A 24361-nucleotide genomic window follows, 5' to 3' on the forward strand; every position below is an offset into this window, starting at 1 on the left:
ACCCCGCTCGCAACATCGCTGACCTCTTGCCTCATCGCTGGAACCCGCTCCCCGCCCGCCGCTGATCCGCTCCGCCGCAGCCGCCCGCCCGCTTCACGCGCCGCAGGTCCATTCCCGGACGGTTACCCAAGGACGTCCGCATCTTCGAGGGCAAGCTCCACCGCGTGCAGCGCCGGCACGGCAAGACCTTCGTCGAGGGCCCGCCCGCGCCGGCGGCAGCGCCGGTCCGGCGGCCAGCTCGCGTGGCCGTCATGCTGGCTCTGGCCCACAAGATCGAGGACGCCATCGAGCGCGGCCTTGTCCGCGACCGCGCCGAGGTGGCGCGTCGCCTTGGGCTCACCCGGGCGAGGCTGACACAGCTGATGGACCTGGCGCTGCTCGCACCGGACATCCAGGTCGCTGTGCTCGAACTCGAGGCGATCGACGGCCTGGAGCCCGCCGCCGAACACACGCTTCGCAGGGTTGTCCGAGCGGGAGCGTGGACGCGACAGCGACAGCAGTGGCAGAGTGTTCAGAGAGAATGTCAGGTCGGAGCGACCGGCTGATCTTTCGCCGCGTCTCCGTCCGGTTTCGTGCACGCCTCCCCATCACCCTTGTCGACATTGCTGTCTGGCACGGACTTCTTTTCGAACCCGGTCCCGGCAGGAGCGTCCATCCACAACAGCTGCACCTCAGGCAACGGATCAGCCCGTGACGCCTCCCGCCACTTCGTAATAGTTGTGGGTTCGTCAGTCACGCCATGGGTTGCCCTCATCGCCTCCCAGATCGTGTGCGCCAACTCGGCAGCCAGCGCCCGGTACTCGGGTCTGTCTTCAGCGGCGATGGCCCCGTCCTCGTGCTCGTGCTCCGACTGATCCCCGAACCGCGGTAGTTTCGTGTCCGCCAGAAGGAGGCCCGTGCATTCCACAAGCCTCTCAAGAACCGGCAGTGAGAACCGTTTCGGCATGCTCTCAATCATCGTCGTGACTACATGAAGCGCAGTGTCGAGTTCCGGCGCCTTGCGCCAAGCGATTTTTTCCACGAGCAGCGCGATCAGGCTATCCGGCACGCTGGGTTTGCCGCCGTTGGCCTCGAGCCTCCCCCATGATGCAAGCGCCATGAGGGCGGCCTCGACAGGATCCTTGTGGCTCCCCAGGAGCCCTCCTCGAATCTGGCTCTCGACCACCGCGACGGTCTGCTCGCCCATGATCAGCCGTACCCACTCCGTCCAAGTCCGCGCGAACGAGCAGGCTTTGAGCGTCGACATGATGCGGCCGATCTTCGCGCGGTCGTCCTCCGTGAAGGCGCCGATGTTGTAAACGACGACCCGTTCGAGAAATCGAGCTGCGGCGAGAGCAGCGCCCTGTGGCACGCCTCTCGGTTTTCCATCAGCGCCAGGCTCGAAGTCCTCGACCCAGCGTCCAACCAGGCGCCCAAGCAGAACGCGCGCTTCCTCCGGTGTCCACCGAAGAAGATGTTCACTCTCACCGCATCCTGCGGCTCGTGTGCAGTTGACAATAGCGTTCACGTATTGCTTACCCGCCTCCTGTGCGAGGCTCGGGAGGTCTTTCTCGAGAAACAACCTGCGACAGCAAGCCTCCGCGTCGCCCCCGCGCGACCCGGGCATGATCAAGAACGCTGCTTGGTAAAGGGTCGAGACGCGCGGTAGCCCGGACTCGGGAACGATTCTCGACCAGAGCGCACCGACGTACAGGTCGATGTCGTCCGGCGCCATCATGCCCGCTTCCGTAAGCCTGAAGAGTCGCAGTGCCGCCGCTCCTCTCGCCTCGTCGCCGCCCTCGCCGACGATCCGGATCAATTCTTTAACTCTTGGTCTCAGTGCCTCGTGATCGCCAGGGCTGGCCGTAGCAGGTCTTGGCCACTGCAAGAATGCGAATGGCTCAGGCCAGTCATCACAACCTACGACGAATCCTCCTTCGGCGGGGACCGGGAGACCCAGCAAACGATCGATCCTGGAGGACACGAGTTCTTGCGGAGCCAGCTGCAAGACCCGGGCGACGAGATGTTGAAGACCTATGCCCGGAAAACGTCTTGCGGCGAGTTCCTGAGTCCACAAGATGTCCAGCACGAGATCCAGAACTTGCCTCATCTGTTCCGTGGACAGGCGGAAGAAAAGACGGGAGAGCATTTCCGCGGCAGCGCCGGTGAACGCTTCTGGCGTGCCGACCTGCCATCTGTCCGTCCATCTTCCGTGATGCGAGATCAATTGCCTGAGGTAGCGGTAGAGCACCTGAAACAGCCGCTCGACCACAACGGCTGGCAACGTCGCAACGCACACGCGATCCATCCATTCGTCGAGATCGCTCCTGTCGTTGCGCAACAGCAGCATCGTTGCTCCCCACGTCGGGAAAGCACCGGCGGCGCGACTTGCGGCCCGACGAGAATTCTCCTTTAGGAGGGCGTAGCCGCGTGTCACCAGCACGCCCGAGAGTTCGAGGACGCAGAGGTAGGAGACGGGTTGCCCGAGCCCGGACTCAAAGCCGGTATCATTTCGAAACATCTCGACGACGTGTCCTCTGTCGAACCCACGACGTCGTGTTACGTAGGGTCTTCGTCGTTGCGAAGGCGCCTGAAGCAGGGCGTGGTAATAGTTTATGTCCGTCCATGGGTTACATCGAAAGCCGCTCAGGTACTCCCAACGATCCCGGTTGCCGGAAAGAGTGAGCCTGGCAAGTGCCTCGTCGTCCGCAACCTGGAGGGCGCTGCCAAGCAGCATGGCCCAGCCTTCCGCGGAGAGGCTGCGGTGATCGTCGGTCGTCCCTTTGGCACCAACGCGAAGCCTCTCCAAAGCACGCTCGCAACCTTCTTTAGAGTCGTTGTCCTCACCAATTGCAGCTAGTAGCCCGCTCCGCCTGACGGCCCACATCGTCGCGTGGTCGGGAGGCTGCCATTCGTGAAGGTGCTTGAACAGTGAAGTAAACTGGAGTGTCGATAGATAGAATAGGGCGCATTCCCATGACCACGCGTTCCTCCATTCGTCTCTTTCCCGCGAAACCTCCTCAATCATCTTTGAGAGTGCCTGGAACTCGTCCTCGGCGAGCATCCGGCGCTTGTCCCGCAGCAGGGAGAGCGCCAGGCCGATCCATGTCTCGCGAAGGTTATAGTCAGGCGGAAGACTATCTGATTCGTGATCGCCTGCCCGAGGTGTTGCCAGGGTGGGGTCGAAGGCGTTGACCAGTCGTTCAACTGCTTCGGCCACGTCGCGGAAGAGGGGAAGGAGAGCGGTCTCCAGCCGCCACACCAACTCGAATGCGAGTACGAGAGCCGAGTATGTCAGTTTGTCGCGGATGTGTTCCACAACGCCTTCGATCCATGGATAGGTCTCGAGCCAAAGGTGCTCCGCATTGTCTCTTGGACACACAACCCAGCCTGGGTAGTCACGGCGCGCGGCAGCCCACGCATCGCGAAGGCCGTCCATCTCCTCTAGTGTGAGCGGATTGTCGGCCGATGGCCGCCGTGGTTTTCGGACGACGACAGCGGCCGGCTTGTCAGGCAGAGGTGGCAGCTTGATGCTGCCTTTCTTTGGAGCGGGAGGGGGCTTTCGGACGGGCCAGACGTTCGGGTCCACTGGCGCACCGTCCGCAAGCGCGCGCAAGAACCACTCGAGCGCAGCCTGATGTCGGAGGCCCGGGAACTCGTCCTGTGGGAACAAAGGGGCAAGGTCGATCGGTACGACATTGCGGGATACGAGCAATCTCTCTTGAGCGACAGTAAGCCCGAGAACTCCACACAGGTATATCGCTGGCGCGGCGCGGCCCATGTTGTCTCGGACCCAGCCGCTCCATCGGAGGAAGTTGGGATCATCCCCCGAAAACCCTATCAAGCAGAGGACATTCTCGATGAGAGATTCCTGTACGAGGTTTACGAAAGGCGCGCACTCTACAGGGTAGCGGCGGAAATCCTCTTCAGTCGTGACGTACGGTCGATGAGAAGGGAAGCTGCCGTGCAGCTTCACGATGCGGGGCTGGATGGTGGTCGCAATGTCTGCAGGCGTCAGAACTAGATCATATCGCCGCCAGGCGAGGTGCTCCGCGCAGCGTTCAAGCAGCGTGTCGTAGTTCGTGGTGAACACGTCAGCCCACGGCAGCGCGAGCAGCAACTTGTGCAGCTCGCCGGGCTCGTAGTCTTTGTCCGGGATCGATCGCTGGATGAGCTCATCGAGTGCTTGCCGGCCGAAGAACGCCTCGTACTCCGAGCCGATGCGAAGGGGGTCGAGGAGCCCGGAGATGTTGCGGCCCATCTGTTGCGCCATAGCTTGCGTCAGCTCAAGCCAGCGCGGAAACGAACGAACGCCCGACCGCGCGGGGGCAGCGTTGCAGCTAAACCCCGCTCCGACCAGAACGGCAGCCCGCCCGGTCTCCCGCCCCGTCCAGAGGCGCTCGCGAATCCGGAGGACGTGCTGGAGGTCTCGAAACTGACTCGGATCCGTGCTCATGCTGATCTCCCTATCACCCGGTACTCGTGAGCTGGCGAGGTGAGACGGCGCTACGTCGTCTCGAACCCGTGCGACTTGAACTTGAGCGTCTTGCAGTTCTCGTCGACCGTGCGCTTCACATCCTCACCGATGCCGGCAGCGACCTCGATCTCGATCTCGAGCGTAACGGTGGCCCGCGCTCCCGGCAGGGTCGTCAGGTGCTGCAAGATCTCGTCGGCGACCGTCCCGGCATCTCGGCCGAGGCGGTCCGCGTTGAGCGTCACCGAGCCCACGAACAACGTCGGTTTCTTGGGCGCTGGAGCGGGGCCTCTTGTGGTCTCCCCTCCCGCGCCCCGGACGGGCGGCTTCTCCGGATCGACCGGCTCATCCACGGGCGGCGGCGCCACCGAGGGTGCGGCCACCCGCGGCTGGCGCAGCGCCACCGCCGGCTTGACCAGCAGCGCGGCGCTCTCGATGTTCCGGGGAGGCGACCCTCCAATCAGCAGCCCGAGGTAGCGCCCCTCGGCCTCGTCGAACCCCGTGGCAAACGCGAAGGTGGCCTGGATGTCGAACTGTCCAACCCCGCTGCGGATGGCGCCCTCGAGCGTGTCCCGGTTCCTCACCCTCGGCAGGTAGAGGTAGCGCGGCAGCCACTCCGCGAGCTGGGCAACGCTGACGTGATGCTTGGCCTCCTCGGTCCAGAGGTATCGGTCGAGCGCCATGCGGAGCGGCTCGCCGCCGAGCTCGGGCATCAGGAGCCCCTCCTGGCGCAGCTTCACGGCTGTCCGCCTGGCCAGGGTGTCGTCGCCCGTCACCTTGATCTCGTCCCACTGAACGTCCGAGACCGCGTCCTTCTGGGTGGGCACCAGCCCGTGAATCCAGGTCTCGCGGATCCGCAGGGCCACTGCCTCGTCGTACTCCTTGACCTTGCTCTCCGCCTGCCGCCGCTGGAACGGGTCCAGGTTGAGCTTCTCCTCCTCTTTCCTGATTCCGTTCCAGGCCAGGAAGTAGGCCGTCGCGGACAGCAGCTCCTCGAGCCTGTGCTCGTCGGCGGCCACGAAGACCACCGCGTTCCGGTTGATGCGCTGCGCGTTGCCGCGGTGCTCGAGGATGTCGCGTGCCGCGACCTGGGCCGGCGAGTCGGCCTGCCCGCGCCGGTGCGGGTGACGCGGCTCCAGGATCACGAGCCGAGCCTCGGGCTCATCCCCGACCTCGCCCGAGCTCTCGGGGCAGCTGTGAACGCCGACGAAGTCGCCACGGCTGGCCTTGGGCTTGTGCTCCTCGCGGATGCGAGCCACCAGCTCGGGGTAGAGCTCCTCGGGCTGGCGTAGCAGGTCTCGTGCGCGATCCTCGGCGAGCCGGTTGAGGTTGGTCTTGGTGCTCACCCAGTAGCGGTTGCCGTCCTGGTGGATGTGCTTGGCCCGCTCGCCGAGCCGACGGAGCGCATCGCCGAAGGTGGCCGCTGTCTCGCCCGGCTGGGTGCACCCAAGCCGGATGCGCCGGTCATCGATACCCGGGCTCCTACTGCCGGCACCCGGGGCGGTGCCCATGTAGAGCGTGCGCGCCACGCGCCGGCAAGCCGAGTACCGGCCGAGGGTCGGCGTGTCCTGGTCGATCTGGAGGGGCACCGAGCCAGGCCCGTCCACGTCCTCGCTGATGATGGGCTCCCACACGTCGTGGAGATACCGCGTCAGCTCGGACTTCACCGCCGGGTCATCCATCGGGATCGACGCGGGCATGATGAGCAGCCCGGCGTCGTTGCCCTCCCACAGCCGGTGGATCACCTTGGCGAGCAGGCGCAGCACGCCACGGGTGCGCTGGAACTTGTCGAGCGTCGACCAGTCGCCGTAGAGCCGGTCGAAGAGCTCCGGGTGGATGGGGTAGGCCTTCTCCAGCTTCTCGCGGTAGGCCCCCTCGCCGCAGTCCGAGGGGAAGTCGGCGCGGGCCTCGCGGTACATGCGAGCGAAGCTCTCGACCACGGCGTCCCTGGCCACGAACGAGGCCTTGCTGCTCGATCCCTCGAAGAGGCGCCGGCGCACGATCTCGAAACCCTCGTCCGCGCTGGCCGGGCGCCACGGAGCGCCGAGCCGCTCGAAGACGTTGCGGAGGGCGTCGAGCGCGTACTCCCCGTGCTCGCCGCCGATCTCGATCTTGGAGGCCGGCACCGAGGCAACGACCAGGGTCCGCTCCGCGGCCTTGGCCGCCTCGGTCAGGGCCTGCGCGAAGCTCGCCTGCGCCTCGAAGCTGCCTGATGGAAGATCCCGGTTGCCGACCGTCTGACGCGCATATGCGACCCACTCGTCGATCAGCACGAGGCAGGGGGCGTGCTTGCGAAAAAGCTCGGCGAGGACCGCAGAGCCGGGGCTGGTTCCTCGAGCATCCGAGTCGGCCACCATCTTGTAGCCGGCCTTGCCGCCGAGCTGCCAGGCAAGCTCCCCCCAGAGCGTCCGTGCCTCGACCCCGTCGGGCTTCCGCACGACCTGGCCGGGCGACAGCGCCGTCCCTACCAGCACGGCTCGGTGAGCAACCGGCGCTCGGTCGAGGCCCACGTCCTTCAAGATCGCTTCCACGCCGGTCAGCTTGGCGCTGTGGGTGTCGCCGAAGAGGTGGTAGAGCGCGAGCATCGAGTGGGTCTTGCCGCCGCCGAAGTTTGTCTGCAGCTCGACCACCGGCTCGCCGTCCTTGCCGGCGAGGCGCCGCAGGGCGCCCGAGAGGAGCTCGCGCAGGCCGTCGGTGATGAAGGTCCGCCGGTAGAACTCGGCCGGGTCCTTGTACTCATCAGAGCCCGTGCCGCTCGCCACCTGGGCGAGGTCGGCGGCGAACTCGGCCTGGAGGTACTGCCCCGATGCGACATCCTTGTGCGGCGTGACCACCTCGCGCCAGGGCTTCAGGCCCGTCAGCGGGGTGCCCTCGACGGTGATCGACTTGCGCGTCTTCTGACGCGCCTGCTCCGCGAACACGGTGCGCTGGAGCTCCACGTTGAGCTTGTCGATGTCGGTGGCCTGCTGCGTGGCCGAGACCGCCTGCAGCATGCGCTGCATGGAGTCGAGGGCGCGCTGGGTGTCGGCCGATGTGAACGGCTCCTCGTGGGCCCAGCGGTTCCGGGTGTCAAGCAGCTCTCCGAGCAGCGAGCGCTCGAACTGGCCCAGGTTCTGGCGGAACACCTCCTGCCAGTTGTCGATCATCGCCTTGAGCACCGACTGGGTGTCCCACTTCGGCCGCCCGTCGGGGCTGCGCTCGAGATCGCGCTTCTGCTTGTGCGAGATGTCGTCGGCCCAGCACGGGCCCAGCTGCCGCTTCAGCTCGCGCTCGACGAACGGGATCATGCCCGCCTTCAGAAGCTCGAAGCCCTTCGCCACACGCTCTCGGTTCGTCATCGCCATGGTGGGTTCTCGCTAGCTCTCGAAGAGAGCCGTCTGTGCCGGCTTGGTCCCGCGCTTCTGCGCCGCCAGCTTTGCGATCTGCGGCCACGACACGACCAGCCCGTTGTAGGCCCGCGCCTCCTCGGCCCAGCCCTTGCGCTCGCAGGTGGCATAGAGCCGGTACGCGAGGTCCCGGGCAGCGTCGACCTTGCCACCGAGCGCGATCATGAGGTCGGCGGCAGCTTCTTCGCCCCGATCCTCGAGCCGCTTGATGAGGTGCTGGGTGGCCTCCCAGATGGTGAGCCGCCTGTCCGTGGCCGGATCCCAGTCGTCGGGGAGCTCGGTCCGCTTCAGCAGCCTGACCTTGCCCGCTGCGGAGTGCAGCACGCCGGCGTCCTTGACGCCCTCGACCGAGACGTTACGGGCCTTGGCCAGCGTCTCGGCGTCACCGAACGGGCCGGAGTCGAAGCAGCGCGACTCGAACCAGGTCACCGCGAACCGGGTGTCCGAGTCGAACTCGCCCTCGCGCTCGGTCAGGTACTCGTCGAGCGCCTGGTTGATGAGCTGGAGCGCTGTGCGGACGCCCATCGTGGAGCCGTCCGCCTCGATGACCTTCGCGTGGCGCGAGTAGATCGCCATCCCGGGGCCGATGGAGGCCTGGGCCATATCGACCGGCGCGATGTAGCCCTTCTGCAGCGCCTTCAGCGCCTGTGGCAGCTCGGCGCGAAGAAGGCGCCGAAAATCCGAGCGGGTGATCGATGGGGCGTCGGCGTCTCGTTTGCGGCATACAAGGACGATGGATGACGCAAGAGCATTGGAGCCCAGGTCGCGACTACGGCCTTCTCGCTCGGTGCGAACGGGCCAGGTGCCGACTGTGGAGAAGCCCGCACGCCACGTCGCTTCGAGGAAGGTTTCCCATCCGGTGGAACCGCCGCCTGTATCCGCATCCTCGGTCTGCTTGAAGGCGTAGTAGATCGTCACCGGGAACGCAGGATGGGTCGTGAGAGCGATCTGGCCGACGGCTTCACCCATGCCATCGAGAAAGAACGCCTCCGCTCCGCCCCTGCCGCCGTGTCGGAATGGATCAGCCACAAGTTCGGCCGACTTGGGGACCAACACCGTGCCGAACAGTGATGGAAGGACCGACTGTAAACTACGTCGCAACCAGACATAGAAGTAGTCGGACAGATCCGCGTAAGGGACGTTGTCGAAGTAGGGCGGGTCTGTGGACACCACAGCTTTGTCGCCCTCGCGAGGTTGACGCGCATCGCGCACCATCGCGGTGCCAGCGCAAACGTGGAGGCTGGTGAAGCCCTCGATGCTCTCGGCTGTCCATTCGGTCGACTCGGACAGCGACCTCGTGCAGTCCGCCAACACGTTGACCTCAGCGAAGTCCCACGTCATCGGCAGGGCTTGTTTCGCAAACGTGTTGAACAGAGAGTCCCTCTGCACCATCCAGCGGCACTGCACCGAGCTCCCGTCGATGGTCTTATCGAGTACGAAGGCGAGATAGACAGCCAGCGCATCTGCGTAAGCGCGGGCACCGCAGCCACCCGCTTCGAGCGCGTCTCCCTCCTCCATGCCGCTCGCGCGTGCATCGGCCAGCGCTCGCAGCCGAGCCTCGGCCAACACGTCAGTGAACGCCGTAATAGCCGTCAGCTGCCGCGGTGTGAACAGCTCCTTGTGCTTCTTTAAGCCGTAGTTCTGGATGCGGAACCCAAGCGCTTGAGCAGGAAGATCTGTCTCAGGCACTCGATCTGGGACTGCGACCCGGGCGACACGTTCGATTTGCGGCGTGGGTCCGAGGTACACCCTCCCGCGCCGCCCCTCAACAACTACGGCCATCAGTCGGTCCCCGAGTCGTCCCTGCTGACCTTCGGATCGAATGTGCTCAACGGGTATCGGATCCCCTGAGAGCAGACACGAGAAATCGCCGCGGCCCGTCTTCGTCCCAGCCTCGATGGCTTTCGGGTCCTTCGGCTTGCCCGCGCGCACTTCGAAGGTCCACACGTTCTTCCGGCGGTCTACGACGGGTTCGATCCATGTCTCCCTGCCCGGCTTCTTTGACAACCAGAACGAGGACACCAACGGGACATGAGCCCCCTTGCAGGCCGGGTTCGGGCTAGTCACCGTGCGCGCCCAGAGCCACGCGATGACGGTCAGCTTTTTTCCGACGTAGGGCTCAAGGTCGGAGCGGCTCTTGGCCATCTCCTTCGTGATCTGGACTGGTGGGTAGAGATCCCCAATCCGCTTCTGTGCCTGCTCGCGCATCCACGCGCCGTAGTACCGGACGTCCTCAGCCAGCCCCTGCGCTCCGCGCCATCTGCGTCCGATCAGCTCGCGGTCCTGGCCGGGATGCACGGGCGGGCGTCCGGCAAATCGCGGTGGGATCTCGATCAGCGCCTTGTTGATGAGCACGGCGACGGGGTTCAAATCCGAACCGATGGCACGCAACCCAAGGCGCTGCGCCTCAAGCGGAATCGAGCCGCCTCCTGCGAACGGGTCGTGAACCGGCGGCGCCACCTCGGCGAGGTAGTTATCCACCATGTCTGGCCGCACGTCCTCCGCGAGGACGCGCTCGTCTTGCCGTTCGCCTGACCCATCAGCTTTGCGGCCGCGCGCGATGCTCCGGGCAATCTCGAGGCGCGCAGCGTTGACCACGATCTCGTCGTTCGAGCTCTCCCACTTGACCAGGTCTTCGATGATGCGGAACAGCCGTTGCCGCTCCGCGTCCTGCTGGGCCTCGGTGGGAAAACGCTCTGGCCAGGAGGACGGATCGTCGACAAGTTGACCAAACAGCACGGCCCGGCACGCCGCCAGCGGCCGACGCGCCCACCAAAGGTGCAGCGTCGACGGGTGGCCGTGGCGGATCGACTTCTCCCGCGCCGCCTCCCGGTTGATGACGTCAAGGGGGAGCGCCACCTCGATGAGCTTCTTGCGGGGTGTCCTGCTGGTGGTCACGACGGTGGCCCTCCATGGGCAAGCAGGGCCGAGAGCGCGTAGGCGGCGCTCGTCTGGCCGAAGACCGGCTGGCCGAAGTCGAAGCCCCGCACGTAAACGGGCGGGCGGACCTGGTCGCCGTCGACGATGACGATGGCCAACCTGAAGCGCTCGGGCTCGTTCAGCGCGCACAAGATCTCGGTGCGGGTCAGGTTGACCTGCGTGGCCCCGCCGATGCCCTTCACCTCGACGAAGACCAGCCGCCCGGTCTTGTTGTCCCTCGACTCGATGTCGTGCCCGATGCCCGTGGTCAGGTGCACGTCGCGGGGCGTACGGTCCAGCGCGCGCTCGGCGGCCATCACGGCATCCATGGCGAGCTTCTCGATCCGCTGCTTCTCGGCCTCATCCGGCTCGGGCTGGCCGCCAAGAGGAGGACCCGCGCCAAGCCGCCGCAGCAGGCCGATGGGCACGATGAGGGCTCCGCCCTGGACGGTGGGCGTGCGCGGCGTGATGGCCCGCTCGAGCTTGAGCTCGGCCAGACGAACCTGCAGCCGCTCCGATAGCCGGTCGGCCCGCTCCTGGGCGACGTGGGCGGGGAGGCGCGTCTGCTTGCCGGCCCGCTCCTGGGCTTTCAGATCCTGGGCGCGACGGTCCCAGTAGTAGATCTCCTTCTGCAGCCTCGCCCGCACCTCCTGCTCGGTCTTGTCCACGAGCGGCAGCCGCCGGGCGCGCACGTCCTCGACGTGCTTGGGCACGAGCTCGCGGATGGCAAAGCCGAGCACCTGGTTCTCCCAGTCGCGGCAGAGCCAGTCGGCCTCGAGCTCGGCCTTCAGCGCGGCCCGCTCGGTCTCACTCGCCGGGCGGTAGTCGAGGTAGGGGGCTGCGCCGGCATCCCGGAAGGCACCATCGGGTCTGGCCTCCACGAACTGCAGCCGCTCCGAGACGACCTGGAACTGCCCACCGCGCCGCCGGCGGCCGTCCTGAACCGCATTCTCCAGGTAGAAGAGAAGCCGTGGCTCGGGCCCCTCGTCCCGCTCGTCCACGAGCACGGCGCCGCGCTTCATCTGGTCCCGGAGCTCCTCCAGGGTGACGTCCAGGGTGGCATCGAGCAGAGGCGCCCCGGGGCACAGTAGGTGCGCGCGCGGCGTCTGCTCGACCTTGTCCTTCTCGAAGCAGACCCGCTCGTAGCGGCGCGAGATCGGGGCGCCGGTGCCCACGGCGCTGGCGCGCTCGCGGACCATCGCCGGGACCTGCGTGATCTCGAACCGGCCGGCCTCCCGGCGGTGGAGCTTGCCGCCCAGCCGCCCGAAGGCTTCGGCGAAGAAGGACTGGATGTAGTGGGGCTGGAGGCGGCGGGCGTGGGCGCGGTCCATCTCCTCGCGGACCGCAGCGACCTGCGACATGTCCATCGAGTCGTGGACCAGCGCGCGCCGCTCGAGCAGGCGCTCGATGTTCTCCCGGTCCGCGGCGGCATCCATGGTCTGGTGCAGCTTGGCCTTCTGCTGCGGGTCGTCGCCGTAGCGGATCGCCTCCATGAGGAGCTCGCGGAGCGGGCGGTCCTCGAAGAGGTCGCCCAGGACATCGAACACCTTGCCGCCGAGGGCCTTGCGCTCCACCTCGAGCTTGTCCAGCAGGCGGTGGTAGACCTCGCCCTCGCGGGTGTCCTCGGCGACGAGGTTCCAGAGGTGGCAGACCTCGTCCTGCCCGATGCGGTGGATGCGGCCGAACCGCTGCTCGAGTCGATTGGGGTTCCAGGGCAGGTCGTAGTTGACCATCAGGTGGGCGCGCTGGAGGTTCACGCCCTCGCCGGCCGCATCGTTGGCGGCCAGCACCAGCACGGTCGGGTCGTTCATGAAGGCGTGGACCCGCGCCTTGCGGTCCTCGCGCTTCACACCGCCGTGGATCTCGACCACCGCCTCGTCCCGACCGATGCGCCGTCGAACCGAGCCTGCGACGTACTCCAGTGTGTCCCTGAACTCGGTGAAGATGACCAGCTTCCGCCGTCGCCCCCCGGTGTCGACCATCAACGGGTCGTCGAGGATGGCGTTGAGCTGAGCCCACTTCGCGTCCTGGCCGCCGAGCCTGACGCGACGGGCGAGCACCTCGAGCTGGCGGAGGCGGGCGATCTCCTCCTCGAGCTCCTTGATAGTCCGGGCAGCACTGGCGAGGTCGACGAGCTCGGTCTCGATCTCCTCCCGTTCCTCCTGCGGCGCCTCGTCGTAGATCTCGTCGTACTCCTCATCGTCCAGGCGCGGCGCCACGTCGGCGAGCTTGGTGTCGGGCGGCTCGCCACGAAGGCGCAGCTGCTCGTCCTGCAGTCGGGTCTCCAGCCGCTCCCGCCGGCGCACGATGGAGCGGTAGATGGCTTCCGGAGACGAGGCAAGCCGGCGCTGGAGGATCATCAGCGCGAAGCCTACGTTCACCCGTCGCTGGTCGTCCCCCTCGGCCGCAGCCGCGCGCTCGGCGCGGTTCATCTCCTCGCAGACGTACTTGGTGACCTCGGCGTAGAGCTGGGCCTCGGGCTCGGTCAGGGCGTACTGCGGCGTGTAGGATCGCCGCTCCGGGAACAGGGGACGGCCGTCGAAGTGGCGCAGCTCCTCCTTGACCATCCGGCGCATGAGATCGGAGGGGTCAGGCGCGTGGACACCCTCGCGGTAGCGGCCCTCGAAGCGGTCCGCATCGAGGAGCGCGAGGAAGAGCTGAAAGTCCTCCTCCTTGCCGTTGTGGGGCGTGGCCGTGAGGAGCAGGAGGTTGCGGCAGCAGGAACCGACGAGCTGGCCGAGCCTGTACCGCTTGGTGGGCTTGAGCTCGCTCCCCTCGTAGTGGGCGCTCATGCGGTGGGCCTCGTCGCAGACCACCAGATCCCACTCGCGACCTGACTTGAGCAGCTGCTGGGTGTCGGCGTTGCGGCTCAGCTGGTCGAGGCGGGCGATGAGCAAGTTGCGCTCGTCGAAAGGGTTCACGGGCCCGGTGGGACGAGCCAGCGGGCTGAACTCGAGGCCGAATTTTTCGGAGAGCTCGTCGCGCCACTGGTCGGTGAGGCTGCCGGGGGCGATGATGAGGCACCGCTCGAGATCCCCACGCACCAGCAGCTCGCGGATGAGCAGGCCGGTCATCACGGTCTTGCCGGCGCCCGGATCGTCGGCGAGCAGGAATCGGAGCGGCTGGCGCGGCAGCATCTCGGCGTAGACGGCGACGATCTGATGCGGCAGCGGCTCGACCACCGAGGTCGTCAGCGCCAGGTACGGATCGAAGAGGAAGGCCTGGTGGATGCGATACGCCTCGGACACCAGGCGGAAGAGATGGCCATCACCGTCGAAGGACCAGGGACGGCCGATCTTCGCCAGCTCGAGCGAGCCCTCGTCGGTCCGGTAGACGATGCGACTCCCCAGCTTCCCCGCCGCGTCCCGGTAGATCACGTCGACAGCCTGGTCACCGTACCAGCTCAGGCTGGCGACGGTCGCGAGCCCCTCGGGCGCCAGCCCCCGGACGGCGGCGCCCGCGCTCAGTTCCTCCAGGCGAGCCATGTGATTCCCCGCGAAGTTTCGTTGAGAATATCGAAAGATGCGCCTGTTGATCAACGCAGCTCTTGGAAATCTTGGTCGGGCTCCTTCTAGCAACGGAATGCGATCTTCGCGGGACAGTGACCGACAGCGACGGATCGAGCGCGCGTACATCCGACGACGGCCGAAGCTTGATAGACTGACGACACCAAAGGGAGGTTGCATGCCCAGGACCGAGCCTGAGGGACAACCGGTTCGCGCCGTGTACCTCGATACCAGCATCTTGCGGCAGTGCCCGCTGTCAGACCCTGGCCGAGTGCTCGGTCCGCTGCTGAAGATCGCCGCCGAGAACGAGGCCCAGATCTTCGTGCCCAGAACCGTGGTCGGCGAGTGGGTTCGGTATCATCACGGCCAAGCAGCCAACCTGCGGGCAAGCATCACCCGTGAGGTTCGACAGTTCCGGACATACGAGCCCACCGTCGTGGCACCGGAGCTGGGCGACATGGATGAGGCCCGGATCAGAACGCTGCTGGAGGGCGCCCTCGCGGCGCATCGCATCGACGTGGTTGAGACGCCGGATGTCGACGTCGCGGACCTTGTCGAGAGCGCGATCTGGCAGAAGCCTCCGTTCGATGCCAAGGGTGCTGGCTTTCGAGATGCCGTTATCCTGGAAACCATACTTGAACACGCATCCGGGAACTACTCGGGTGCGTCGGTGGTCTTCGCGTCCGCTGACCGCGACTTCGCGCTCGCAGAGGTCAGAAGAAGAGCCTCGGCGCGGGGGATCGGCATTCGCATGGCGCGCTCCGTTGTCGATGCCGCGCGGGAGATCAGCGAGTCCTCGCTTCGTGCAATCGTGGCCGGCATCCGTGAGGCCCAGAAGGACATGCTCGTCCTCGCCCAAGAACGCCGCACAGACCTGCTCGCGTTCATGGAGGATCGCTATCGACCGTCGGAGAGCGCTCTTCGGGGCGAGTATCTTCCTGACGAAAAGCGGCCCTTCCTGCCAGGAATGATCGAGGCGGTGGTCGGGGTCGAGTTCGGCGAGTTCAGCCCAGGGGAGCCGTTTCCAAGCCTGCGGGCTGCCGATCTCGACGAGGGCCGCATTCCCTTCGCCATCCATGTCCCGGCCCGACTCGCCGTCCGGTTTGCGATGTTCAAGTCGTTCGAGGGGACAAAGTACGAGCTGCCAAGGGAGGCGACACCAGGGCAGCGCGTCACACCTGCGACCGAGTACGAACATCTTGTGCTCTGGCTGGAGCACCCGCTGGAACTCGTCGTCAGCGTCCGCGAGGAAGAAGGGGTCGGTTTCACCGATCTTCGACCCGAGGCAGTGAAGGAATCGTCTGCCGGGTACTCCGAGGCCGTCATCAAGAGGCTCGCAAAGTGGGCCGTCGATGCAGCGAAGAACGGCGGCGGACAGTAGAAAGGGATCGCACCCGAGACTCGGAGCAGATCGAACAGCAGAACGGCCGTCGCTGTTGAATCGTGCTCTCTGGCCGTGAACCACGGCGCCGCCGCAGGCGTCCGCTTCGGGTTGCGGTCGAGATGCAACGCGAGGTCAACAGCAAACCGGCCCGCAGCCGCCTCTCGGCCCAGCCCGCTGTTAACCTCGCTCTCTACCAGCGAACCAGCTCTCTGGCGCTCTCTCCCCGCCGCGCCCGCCAGAGAGCACGCGTGGGCGAGACCGGGCCGCCACCGGCGGCCGCCGTGATCTCTGCCGACGATCGTAGAGAGCGGGCCCGCATAAGCCGCGCGCGCAAAGGTCCGCGAACGCTGGCCAGAAATGACGAAGCCCCGAGGGAGGCCCTCGGGGCTTCAGTTAACCCGCCCCGCGCACCGATGTTGGTGGGCGGGGCTTCGTAGCTCCGGCTGACGGACTCGAACCGCCGACCCGGTGGTTAACAGCCACCTGCTCTACCGACTGAGCTAAGCCGGAACAGGACGCTTGCGCGACCTGCAACTTTTGTAGACGACGAGGGGAGGGGGTGTCAAGGAATGTGGCGGGAATGGGGAGGGAATTGCCGAAGGAGAGGACTGCGCCTAGATGTCCCCCGCGGTGTACTTCCACTTGTACTTGCCGGGCGTCGGGTAGGCGGTCTCGCCCTGGCCGAGGACGTTCACCATGCGCACAAGCTGCTCGACGGTGTAGACGCCGTAGCGGTCCTTCACCACGACGGGCTTGTCGGGGGTGATGACGAACTTGTAGGCGAAGCCGTCCTTGGACGCGCCGGCCTTGGTGACCTTGCCCTTGACGTCGCCGAAGAGGCCGCCGCTCGACATGGCCTGCGTGAGCGCGCGGCTGGGGGTGACGAGGCCGAGGGCAGACATGCCGCGCGGGGTGAGCTTCGTCGACCTGAGGGTGTCGAAGGTGCGCCCTGCGAGTCCGGGCGTGTCGTAGGTCTCTCTCGTGCGCTTGGTCGTGACGATGGCCGGCGTGGGCAGGTCCACGGACTTCACCATCATCACGGTGCGGCCGCCCGAGGCGAAGCCGAGCAGCGTGACGTGGTGCTCGCCCCGCCAGATATTCGGGATGCCGGCGGCTCGCAAGGCCGAGTCGCGCGCTTCCTGGACCGACACGGGCCGTAGAAGCTTCGGAGCGGCAGACGCCGCGACGCTCGCCAGGAGCACCGCCGACGCGATGAACGGTACGAGGATTCTTCCTGCGCGCATGGTTCTTCCTTTCCTCTTCTTCAAGGTCCTGAGGGACGGAGACAGTCTCGTGATGCGAGTGCGAGCCGTTCGGATCGCAAGCCGCGTGCCGCGTCGAAGCGCGCGATAGTCCACGGACCGCGCCCGGCGAGGCGCGCGATTTCTGGATGGGCTCTCTGGATCTCGGAAGGGAGGAGGGGAGGGGGGGACGGACGAGGGGAGGAGAGAAGGACGCCCCTACCGGCGCGTCGCGACCCGGGCGAGAGGACTCAGTTCCCCCAGGCCGGGCTCTTGATGGCGGGCTTCTTGTCCTTCGGCTCGTCGTCCTTCGCTTCGTCCTTTGCGTCGTCCTTCTTCGCGGGCGCGGCCTTGGCCTCGCCCTCCTCTTCGCCCTCGTCGGCCGCCTTGGCCTTGCTGCGCTTCTTCTTCGGCGCCGCCGCCGGCGCCGCGGCTGCGCCGCCCTTCTTCTCGAGCGTGGCGCTCACCTTCAGCACCTCGTCCTCGCCCTTGCGCTCCCACTTGCTGTCCGGCCCGAGCTCGACGGTCTGGTCCGCGTGCCCGGAGAGCTTGAAGACCACCGCGTGCTTGCCCTTGCTCAGGTCCAGCGCCTTCGCGTAGGTCGTCGGCGTCTTGCCGACCTTTTTGCCATCCAGGGTCACCGTCGCGCCCGCCGGCTCGCTCGCCAGCTCCACCGTGCGAACCGACGCCTTCTCGAGGTTCGCGCTGACCTCCGGTCCCCCGGCCTTGCCCGTCACGGTCACGAGCTTCTTGCCCGGCAGGTCGAGCGCGATCGCGACGTCCTTGCCCTTCGCGAAGCCGGTGAGCTCCGCCGGGGTCACCTTCCCCGTGTCGGTACCGTCGAGCAGGATCTTCGCCCCCGCCGGCGTCGAGCTGACCTTCAGGTTCGCCGAGGCGGGCGCCTTCGGCGGTTCGGCCGGCTTGCTCGCCGCTCCTCCGGGCTCGCCCGCGGCTCCGACAGCGCTCCCGCCCGCCGGCTGCTTCGGCTCGCCCTTACGCCCGTAGGTCCACCAGAGGAAGAACCCGCCCCCCGCGGCCAGCAGGACGAGCACCCAGACGATGGCCCCCGAGGACTTCTTCTCCCCGCGAACGGGGCGCCGCTCCTCGGTCACTCGGGGCGCGCGTACCGGCGCAGGTTCGGCCAGCGGCTCCGCGCCCTCGGAGGACTCCTCCTCGGTCGACTCCTCGTTCTCCGAGAAGAGGATCTTCGCCAGCCGCTCCTTGCGCACGGCTTCGGACTCCGGCTCCTCGCGCTCCTCGACCGCCGGTGACGAAGCCGCAGCCCGCGGGGCGGGCTCTTCCTCGGTCCGTGCGCCCTGCGCTGGTTCCGGGGCAACCTCCGTGTTCGTCGCGCGCGACGCCAGCTCCATCGGGACTTCCATCGACGGCGGCGGCATGGGCGGCGGCTCTTCGTCTTGGGGCGCGACCACCGTGGGAACCGCGTCCTCGGGCGGCACGGCTCCCGCGTCCATCCCGCCGAAGTCGGGCAGTCCCACCGGCTCGGGCTGGCTCTCCGCACCGCCCGAGATGCCCGCCGCGGCCTGCTCGACCATCTCCTTCGCGTCGGGCGCGACGCGCGTCGGCTGGTCGGAGAACTCCTGCGCGCGCTGCTTCTGCTCGAGGACCTGGGTCAGCACCTTCTGGCTCGGCGGCGGCAGCTGGTCGAAGCGCACGCCCATGCCCGGCGAGCCACCGCCCTTGGCGGCGTCCTGCTCGCGGATCCAGACCACGGTCCCGCTCCCCGAGAGGAGCGGACTGCCGTCCTGGAGCTGGAATTCGAAGTTGATGCTGGTCCCCACGGAGAGGGGTTTCGGCGTGCGGACGAAGATACCGCCCTGACTCACGTCGACCGAGTAGCGCTCGATGAACTGCTCGAGGGATGCACTCTTGAACTTGATCTTCACCGTAACCGGAGTGCGCATAGGGCGGCGTGCCTCCCGAGGTAGCCCGGCAGTATACAGGTCGCTAGACCCACAAGGAATCGCAAGCATACTAACTCACCATCGGCGGGCTACGCAAATCCTCGGGGGCGTTCTCGCCGACGGAAAAACGCGAGTGGCTCGCGACTTGGACGCGCGTGCGCGGCGCCGCTCCTGCCTCGCCGCGCGGGTTGCTTGCTCGCCGGCTCGCCGCTATGCTGCGCCCATGTTCAAACGCATTCTCGTCGCCAACCGAGGCGAGATCGCCGTGCGGGTCATGCGCACCTGCCGGGAGATGGGGATCTCGCCCGTGGCCGTCTACTCCGACGCGGACCGCGCCGCGCTGCACGTGCGCATGGCCGACCGGGCCGTGCACATTGGTCCGGCCCCTGCTCGTGAGAGCTACCTCTGCATCGATAAGATCCTGGACGCCGCGAAGCGCCTCGGCGCCGAGGCCATCCACCCGGGTTACGGCTTTCTCTCGGAGAACGCCACCTTCGCTCAGGCCTGCAAGGACGCGGGCGTGGCCTTCATCGGGCCCGACCCCTCGGCCATCCACGCCATGGGCGACAAGATGCTCGCGCGCCAGCGCATGCAGGCGGCCGGCGTGCCGGTGGTGCCCGGGTCGCATGGCGGGGAGAGGGGCCTGCCCGACGCCCAGACCGCCCTCGCCGAGGCCCGACGCATCGGCCTGCCGGTGATGCTCAAGGCCACGGCCGGCGGCGGCGGCAAGGGGATGCGCCTCGTGACCGAGGAGGAGCGGCTGCCCGCGGCCTTCGAGGCGGCCCAGCGCGAGGCGCTCTCGGCGTTCGGCAACGGGGCCGTGTACCTCGAGAAGTTCATCACCAATCCGCGTCACGTGGAGGTGCAGGTCATGGCGGACCGCCACGGCCACGCGGTGCACCTCTACGAGCGCGACTGCTCGGTGCAGCGGCGTCACCAGAAGGTGATCGAGGAGACGCCGTGCCCGGTGCTGGACCCCGACACGCGCCGCCGCATGGGCGAGGTGGCGGTCACGGCCGCGCGGGCGGTGGACTACACCGGCGCGGGCACGATCGAGTTCCTTTACGGCGGGGCAGGGCAGTTCTACTTCCTCGAGATGAACACGCGCCTTCAGGTGGAGCATCCGATCACCGAGCTCTGCACGGGCTACGACCTCGTGCGCTGCCAGATCCTCGTGGCCGATGGGCAGCCGCTGCCCATGAGCCAGGACCAGATCCAGCCGCGCGGCGCCGCCATCGAGTGCCGCCTCTACGCGGAGGACCCGGTGCGCTTTCTGCCGAGCCCCGGCTTTCTCACGGAGCTTCGTTTCCCCGAGGGGCCCGGAGTGCGCGTGGACGCGGGCGTGTACGGGGGCGCGGAGATCTCGGCCAACTACGACCCCATGATCGCCAAGCTGGCCGTCTGGGCCGAGAACCGCGCCGCCGCGATCGGCCGCATGCAGCGCGCGCTCTCCGAGTGCGTGATCGCGGGCATCCAGTCGAACCTGGCCTTCCACCGGCGCATGATGGCCAACGCCGCCTTTCAGACGGGGGTCTACGATACGGGCTTCATCGCCGCGCACGCCGCGGAGCTCGCTCCGCCGGAGGGTGAGCCGTCGCCGCTCGCCCTCGCCGCGGCGGCCATCCACGCCCGAGGCCAGGCCGCTCGCGCCCGCGCCACGCGCCCGGCCGCTGCGCCTGCCACCGGCGACAGCGCCTGGCGCCGCGCCACGGGCTGGAGGAGGAGCTAGTCCATGACGGCGAACCCTCCCGCGGGCCCGCTGCAGCCCCTCCACACCGGTCCGGGGCAGGTCGAGCCGGCCGAGCCGAGCTGGCTGCTCTATCCGCCGAACGACGGGCCGCACGCCAAGGCCATGGCCGACTGCGCGCGGGCCTTCAACCAGGGTGACTTCGGCGGGGCGCGCCGGCTGGCCCGGCAGGCCTTCACCGAGAGCCCGACGGCCGCCGAGCAGGAATTCGCCCGGCAGATCCTGTATCGCACCGGCGTGGATCCCGTCGCCCTCGCGGCGGGGATCTTCTGCCTCGCGCTCCTCCTCGCGGTGGTGTATTGGTCCCTGTCCTGAGGTGTGCTCGCGAATGAAGGTCCTCGCGGTGATCCCCGCCCGCTACGCCTCGTCCCGTTTTCCGGGCAAGGCGTTGGTGTCCGTCGGGGGCGAGCCGCTCGTGGCCCGCGTCGCACGCCGCGTCCTGGCCTCCGGAGTGGCGGACGCCGTGCTCGTGGCCACCGACGATGCGCGTATCGCGAACGCCGCGGCCTCGACGGGCTGCGAGGTGCTGCTCTCCGACGAGCCGTTCCGTACCGGGAGCGACCGCGTGGCTGCCGCCGCGCGGGACCGTCGCGTCGAGCTCGTGCTGAACGTGCAGGGTGACGAGGCGCTGGTTGGCGCGTCGCTCCTCGAAGGGGCGCTCGCCGCTCTCGCGCGAGGTGACCTGGGCACCGTGGCCGTGCCGCTTGGTCACCCGTCGCAGCTCGAGGACCCCGATACGGTGAAGGTGGCCGTGACCGACGGCCGCGCGCACGCGTTCTTTCGCCGTCCCGCGCCTGCGATGGACCCGGGCGCCGCCCCCCTCGTGCACGTCGGCGTCTACGCCTTCACGGCCGAGACGCTCCAGGCTTTCTCGGCCCTGTCCAGCACCTCGGGCGAGCTCGCGCACGGGCTCGAGCAGCTTCGTGCCCTCGAGCGCGGCTGGTCCGTGGGCGTGACGCTCGTGGACGCGGAGGCCGCGTCCGTCAACCGCCCGAGCGATCTGCGCGACCTCGCGCGTTTCATCCCCGACGAGGTCGCTCCGTGAGGAGCGACGAGGAGTAGACCCGTGGCGCAGAAGCCCACCAAGTTCATCTTCGTGACCGGCGGCGTGGTCTCGTCCCTCGGCAAGGGACTCGCGGCGGCGAGCATCGGCGCGCTCCTCGAGAACCGCGGGCTGCGCATCACGATGCAGAAGCTGGACCCCTACATCAACGTGGACCCCGGCACGATGAACCCGCTCCAGCACGGCGAGGTCTTCGTGACCGACGACGGGGCGGAGACGGACCTGGACCTCGGGCACTACGAGCGCTTCACGCACGCTCGCATGTCCAAGCGCAACAACTGCACCACGGGCCAGATCTACTTCGACGTCATCACCCGCGAGCGCCGGGGCGACTACCTCGGCGCGACGGTCCAGGTGGTCCCGCACATCACCGACGCGATCAAGGAACAGATCCTCGGCTGCGCGCAGGACGTGGACCTGCTGATCTGCGAGGTGGGCGGCACCGTCGGCGACATCGAGGGGCTCCCCTTCCTCGAGGCGATCCGGCAGCTCTGCATCGAGCTCGGCCCGCAGAACTGCATCTGCGTGCACCTGACGCTCGTGCCGTACATCGCCGCGGCCGGCGAGCTGAAGACCAAGCCCACGCAGCACAGCGTGCAGAAGCTGCGCGAGATCGGGATCCAGCCGCAGATCCTGCTCTGCCGCACCGAGCACCCGATGCCCAAGGAGCTCAAGCGCAAGATCGGCCTCTTCTGCAGCGTGCCCCCCGACGCCGTCTTCGAGGCGCAGGACGTGGCCTCGATCTACGAGCTCCCGTTGCGCTTCTACGAGGAGGGCGTGGACGACAAGGTGGCCGAGCTCCTCAATATCTGGTCCCGGGCGCCGCGCCTCGAACGCTGGGACTCGCTGGCCGAGCGCGTGCGGAATCCCGAGCACACCGTCACGGTGGGCGTGGTGGGCAAGTACGTGGACCTCGTGGAGTCGTACAAGAGTCTGAACGAGGCGCTCGTGCACGGGGGGATCGCGAACCGTGCGAAGGTGATCCACCGCTACATCGACTCCGAGGAGGTCGAGGCGCGCGGACCCGAAGCGCTCCTCTCGGACGTGGACGCGATCCTCGTCCCCGGCGGCTTCGGTGGCCGCGGCATCGAGGGCAAGATCCTCGCCGCCCGGTACGCCCGCGAGCGAGGAGTCCCCTTCTTCGGCATCTGCCTCGGGCTGCAGATGGCGGTCGTGGAGTACGCGCGCCACGTCTGCGGCATGACCGGCGCCAACTCCACCGAGTTCGACGAGCGCACCGCCTTCCCGGTGATTCACCTCATGGAGCAGCAGAAGAACGTGACCGGTAAGGGCGGCTCGATGCGGCTCGGGGCCTATCCCTGCACCCTCGTCGAGGGGAGCGTGGCGGGCCAGGCCTACGGCGTCCTGCAGATATCCGAGCGCCACCGCCACCGCTTCGAGGTGAACAACGCGTTCCGGGAGCGGCTTCAGAAGGAGGGGATGGTCTTCTCCGGGCTGAGCCCCGACGGGCGGCTGGTGGAGATGATCGAGCTCCCGGGGCATCCCTACTTCGTGGCCTGCCAGTTTCACCCCGAATTCAAGTCGCGGCCCACCGAGCCGCATCCGCTCTTCACGCGCTTCATCAAGGCGGCGCTCGTGCACCAGACCCGGCAGGAGGATGCTCCGCGGGCTACGGTCGAGCCGGTCACGCTGCACTGAACATGGGCGCCTTGGCCGCGATCCATCCCGACCTGCGCGCCTTGGACAGCGCCTTGGCCGCGACCCATCCCGTCGGGCTTCGTTGAAGCGCCTCCGCCAGCGCGTGAAGAACGCGCTCCTCTACGCCCTCGCGCGCGGGCTCATCGCGGCGCTGCGAACGCTGCCCGTGCCGCTCGTGCTCGCCCTCGGGCCTCCGCTCGGCCGCCTCGCGCACCTTCTGGCCGTCCCCGAACGGCGTCGCGCGCGACGAAACCTGGAGGCGGCCTGGCCCTGGCTGAGCGCCGGCCTTCGCCGCCGCCTGGTGCGGCGCATGTTCGTTGGCCTCGGTCGCAGCGCCGCCGAGTGCCTGGCCTTGCCGCGCCTGGCCTCGCGCCTCGGCACCTCGCGTAGCCCCTGCCGACTGACCCCCGAGGCCGAAGGCGTGCTGCTCGAGTCACTCGCGCAGGGACGCGGCGTCATCCTGGTCACCGCGCACTACGGGAACTGGGAGCTCATGGCGGCGGCTCTGGCGCGGCTCGCCCCGCTGGCCGTGCTCGCCCGGCCGAGCTACGACCCGCGTTTCACGCGTCTCATCGACGCCGAGAGGCGCCGTCACGGCGTGCGCTCGCTCTGGATCGACGGCCCGGCGCACCTGCGGGGTGCGGTGCGGACGCTGCGCGCGGGCCAGGTGCTCGGTGTCCTCCTCGATCAACCGGTCGACGCGGGAGAGCGGCTGCCGTTTCTCGGGCGACCGGCTCTCACCTCGTCCATCGTGGGGTGGCTCGCGCGGCTCACGGGATCCCCGGTCGTCGTCGGGACGGTGAGCGCCGCCGACCGACGCGGCACGATCACGCTTGAAAGCCTCCCGTCGTGTGCGCCCGAGGAGCTCACCCGCGCGTGCCTCGCGACGCTCGAGCGGGCCATCGCGCGTGACCCCGCGGCCTGGCTCTGGTCGCTCGACCGCTGGCGAGCGGCTCGACGGAAGAGTCATGCCAGCTCCGCGTCGCCGACCCTCGCGCCATGCCGCAAGGAAAGCGGGAGTCAAGTGCAAATTGCGTACCACTAGACGCCTTTCGCCCCTTTACAGCCATGCCTCGCGGTG

The 24361-nt window shown here is 67.7% G+C and carries 13 protein-coding genes and 1 tRNA gene; 7 read left to right on the plus strand and 7 right to left on the minus strand.

What is annotated here, in order from left to right:
• Positions 1 to 242: 242 nt before the first annotated feature.
• Positions 243 to 545 (plus strand): hypothetical protein, encoded by a 303-nt coding sequence (locus IT371_24740; protein ID MCC6750889.1) that lies wholly within the window; start codon positions 243 to 245, stop codon positions 543 to 545.
• Here IT371_24740 and IT371_24745 read toward each other — a convergent pair.
• From IT371_24745 to IT371_24760, 4 genes are read right to left on the minus strand one after another with little or no spacing between them, the layout of a single operon-like run.
• Positions 524 to 4435 (minus strand): SIR2 family protein, encoded by a 3912-nt coding sequence (locus IT371_24745; protein MCC6750890.1) that lies wholly within the window; start codon positions 4433 to 4435, stop codon positions 524 to 526. The two genes, IT371_24740 and IT371_24745, sit on opposite strands and share 22 nt — an antisense overlap.
• A 50-nt stretch (positions 4436 to 4485) precedes the next feature.
• Positions 4486 to 7797, minus strand: a complete 3312-nt coding sequence (locus IT371_24750; protein ID MCC6750891.1) for a DUF499 domain-containing protein — start codon at positions 7795 to 7797, stop codon at positions 4486 to 4488.
• 12 nt (positions 7798 to 7809) lie between these two features.
• A complete protein-coding gene (locus IT371_24755) occupies positions 7810 to 10737 on the minus strand; it encodes a DUF1156 domain-containing protein (protein ID MCC6750892.1) in 2928 nt (975 codons plus the stop codon).
• Positions 10734 to 14243, minus strand: coding sequence for a DUF3883 domain-containing protein (locus tag IT371_24760; GenBank protein MCC6750893.1), 3510 nt, complete (start codon positions 14241 to 14243; stop codon positions 10734 to 10736). Before IT371_24760 ends, IT371_24755 begins: the two co-directional genes overlap by 4 nt.
• Positions 14244 to 14442: 199 nt before the next feature.
• Between IT371_24760 and IT371_24765 the strand changes: the two genes are divergently transcribed.
• Positions 14443 to 15645, plus strand: a complete 1203-nt coding sequence (locus tag IT371_24765; protein MCC6750894.1) for a DUF4935 domain-containing protein — start codon at positions 14443 to 14445, stop codon at positions 15643 to 15645.
• A 440-nt stretch (positions 15646 to 16085) separates the two neighbouring features.
• On the opposite strand, the gene IT371_24770 is transcribed toward IT371_24765, so the two are convergent.
• From IT371_24770 to IT371_24780, 3 genes are all read right to left on the minus strand, one after another.
• Positions 16086 to 16158, minus strand: a tRNA-Asn gene (locus IT371_24770).
• Between the two features lie 104 nt (positions 16159 to 16262).
• A complete protein-coding gene (locus IT371_24775; GenBank protein MCC6750895.1) occupies positions 16263 to 16892 on the minus strand; it encodes a hypothetical protein in 630 nt (209 codons plus the stop codon).
• Between the two features lie 248 nt (positions 16893 to 17140).
• Positions 17141 to 18811 (minus strand): TIGR02266 family protein, encoded by a 1671-nt coding sequence (locus IT371_24780; protein MCC6750896.1) that lies wholly within the window; start codon positions 18809 to 18811, stop codon positions 17141 to 17143.
• Positions 18812 to 19034: 223 nt separating this feature from the next.
• Here IT371_24780 and accC point away from each other — a divergent pair, with 223 nt between their 5' ends.
• The 5 genes from accC to IT371_24805 all read left to right on the plus strand — a co-directional run bounded on the left by accC (position 19035) and on the right by IT371_24805 (position 24325).
• Positions 19035 to 20540, plus strand: a complete 1506-nt coding sequence (gene accC, locus IT371_24785) for an acetyl-CoA carboxylase biotin carboxylase subunit (GenBank protein ID MCC6750897.1) — start codon at positions 19035 to 19037, stop codon at positions 20538 to 20540.
• A gap of 3 nt (positions 20541 to 20543) precedes the next feature.
• Positions 20544 to 20873, plus strand: coding sequence for a hypothetical protein (locus IT371_24790; protein MCC6750898.1), 330 nt, complete (start codon positions 20544 to 20546; stop codon positions 20871 to 20873).
• A gap of 13 nt (positions 20874 to 20886) precedes the next feature.
• Positions 20887 to 21603 carry an NTP transferase domain-containing protein gene (locus IT371_24795; GenBank protein ID MCC6750899.1) on the plus strand — a complete coding sequence of 239 codons (717 nt, stop codon included), beginning with the start codon at positions 20887 to 20889 and terminating at the stop codon, positions 21601 to 21603.
• Between the two features lie 21 nt (positions 21604 to 21624).
• Positions 21625 to 23280 carry a CTP synthase gene (locus tag IT371_24800; GenBank protein MCC6750900.1) on the plus strand — a complete coding sequence of 552 codons (1656 nt, stop codon included), beginning with the start codon at positions 21625 to 21627 and terminating at the stop codon, positions 23278 to 23280.
• 82 nt (positions 23281 to 23362) lie between these two features.
• Positions 23363 to 24325, plus strand: coding sequence for a hypothetical protein (locus IT371_24805; GenBank protein ID MCC6750901.1), 963 nt, complete (start codon positions 23363 to 23365; stop codon positions 24323 to 24325).
• The last annotated feature ends 36 nt before the right edge of the window (positions 24326 to 24361 follow it).

The organism is Deltaproteobacteria bacterium, assembly GCA_020848905.1.
In the GTDB taxonomy this organism is placed as follows: domain Bacteria; phylum Myxococcota_A; class Polyangia.